Here is a 2,263-nt window from a genome sequence, read left to right on the forward strand (position 1 = left end):
GCCGGTGTCGCGGCTGCGGTGCCCAGGGTGCCGTATTCCGTCATGGCGTGGCCGATCACCACCGAAGGCTTGTCGGCCACCTCGCGGCGGCTGAATTCGTAGCGCGTGCCGAGGGATTTTTCCTTCCAGATGGCCAGCGCCGGCTCGGCCTTGAAGCCGGCATAGGAGGCGTAGGCCATGCCCGTCGGGCAGGCAGTGCCCTGCTCCACTTGATTCCAGAGGTAGGACAGGACGGCGCGCGCATAGTGGCCGCCGCGCTCCGTGGTGCGCCACGCGAGATTCGGCACCTCGTGCCGCCACGCGAGGGACATGAGCTCGTGCCAGCTCGGGTGGAACTCCACCCAGTCGATGCGGTGGCCGAAGCGGTCGTGCGATCGGAATTCGGGGTCATGGCGGTTCGCCAGGCGCGCCAGCTCCTGCACAGCCTCGTCGCCGGCCAGGGCGCCCAGCGCCTGGCAGCGCGCCTCGGCCCATGGCGTCTCGCGCCCGATCGCGGCGCGCAGCACGGCGTCGCCCGTGAAGGCGTTGAAGCCGGCGGCTGGCTGGGCCTGGTTGTAGACCTCGTGCGTACGGTAGGCGTCGGCGGGTGCGCGCAGCACTTCGGCGGTCAAGGGCTTGTTCATGGGGAAGACCTCCTGGGGTTGGCGATGGATGGCGCAGCGGGCAGGACGGCCACGCTGGCACAGGCGAGGCGCGCTTCGTCGAGCAAAACCCTGCGGCGCGCATCCCGCAGGGCCATGGGGCACAATTTGCCCATGGCTGAACGCGTCATCCCCCTGGTGGACCAGCGCACCAGGGCCCTCCTTCCTGCCGTGCCGGCCGAAGCCGAGTGCGGCCCTGCCACGGGCCGGCTGCTGGACACGCGTTCGCGCCCGCTGCGCGACCTGCGCATCAGCGTCACCGACCGCTGCAACTTCCGCTGCAGCTATTGCATGCCCAAGGAGGTGTTCGACAAGAACTACCGCTACCTGCCGCACGCCGACCTCCTGAGCTTCGAGGAGATCACGCGCGTGGCGCGGCTCTTCATGGCGCATGGGGTGCGCAAGATCCGCCTGACGGGTGGCGAGCCGCTGCTGCGCAAGGACCTGGAGCGGCTGGTGGAGCAACTGGTTGCGTTGCGCACGGTGGACGGCCGGCCGCCGGAAGTGACGCTCACCACCAACGGTTCGCTGCTGGCGCGCAAGGCGCGTGCCCTCAAAGAGGCGGGCCTCGCGCGCGTCACGGTCAGCCTGGACAGCCTGCAAGACGAGGTGTTCCGGCGCATGAACGACATGGACTTTCCCGTGGCCAGCGTGCTCGCGGGGATCGACGCGGCGCAGGCTGCCGGCCTGTCCCACATCAAGGTCAACATGGTCGTCAAGCGCGGCACCAACGACCAGGAGATCCTTCCCATGGCGCGACGCTTCCGCGGCACCGGCATCACGCTGCGCTTCATCGAATACATGGACGTGGGCGCGACCAACGGCTGGCGCATGGACGAGGTGGTGCCATCTTCCGAGGTGATCGCGCGGCTGCAGTCCGAATTGCCGCTGGTGCCGCTGGCCGCCACGGCCCCGGGCGAGACGGCCAGGCGCTGGGGCTACGCGGGCGCCGACGCCCGCCACGACCCGCGCCTGGGCGAAGTCGGCGTGATCAGCAGCGTCACCCAGGCGTTTTGCGGCGACTGCAACCGCGCGCGGTTGTCGACCGAAGGGCGGATGTACCTGTGCCTGTTTGCCACGCAGGGGTGGGACCTGCGCACCCTGCTGCGCGGCGGGGCCAGCGACGCCCAGCTGTCCGAGGCCATCGCCGGCATCTGGCGCCAGCGCAGCGACCGCTATTCCGAACTGCGGGCCGCCCTGCCTCCGGACGCCTCCGGGGGCGCCCGCCGCATCGAGATGAGCTACATCGGCGGCTGAAGCGCCCCGGCCCGATGATCGAGCAGCGCGACATCACCGCCCTCGTGCTCGCCGGCGGACGCGGCACGCGCATGGGCGGCGTGGACAAGGGCCTGGTGCCGTTTGGCGACACCCCCCTGGCGCTGCACGCTGCGCGCCGCATCGCGCCGCAGGTGGCGACGGTGGCGCTGAACGCCAATCGCCACCTCGAGACCTACCGCGCCTGGGGTTTCCCGGTGTGGCCCGACACGGAGCCCGGCCAGCCAGGCCCGCTCGCCGGCTTCCTTGCCGGGCTGATGCACTGCAGCACACCCTGGTTGCTCACCCTGCCCTGCGACAGCCCACTCTTTCCGGCGGACCTGGCGATCCGGCTGGCCGCCGCCGCC

Annotated in this window: 2 protein-coding genes and 1 pseudogene; 2 read left to right on the plus strand and 1 reads right to left on the minus strand. The window is 70.8% G+C overall.

Features of this window, described 5'->3' with window-relative positions; translation table 11 throughout:
* Positions 1–623 (minus strand): annotated as a pseudogene (locus A612_RS15195) (acyl-CoA dehydrogenase family protein); the annotation flags it as partial.
* Between the two features lie 132 nt (positions 624–755).
* Between A612_RS15195 and moaA the strand changes: the two are divergent.
* Entirely contained in the window at positions 756–1,898 is a 1,143-nt protein-coding gene (moaA, locus tag A612_RS15200; RefSeq protein WP_040437162.1) for a GTP 3',8-cyclase MoaA, read from the plus strand.
* A gap of 14 nt (positions 1,899–1,912) precedes the next feature.
* Positions 1,913–2,263: molybdenum cofactor guanylyltransferase (gene mobA / locus A612_RS15205; protein WP_019375295.1), on the plus strand; the 351-nt coding region annotated here is incomplete at its 3' end.

This window comes from Melaminivora alkalimesophila, assembly GCF_000282995.1.
GTDB classification, from domain to species: domain Bacteria; phylum Pseudomonadota; class Gammaproteobacteria; order Burkholderiales; family Burkholderiaceae_C; genus Melaminivora; species Melaminivora alkalimesophila.

Excerpts from the sequence above, each read along its gene's own strand:
- moaA (WP_040437162.1), top strand. The coding sequence starts at position 756 with ATGGCTGAACGCGTCATCCCCCTGGTGGACCAGCGCACCAGGGCCCTC.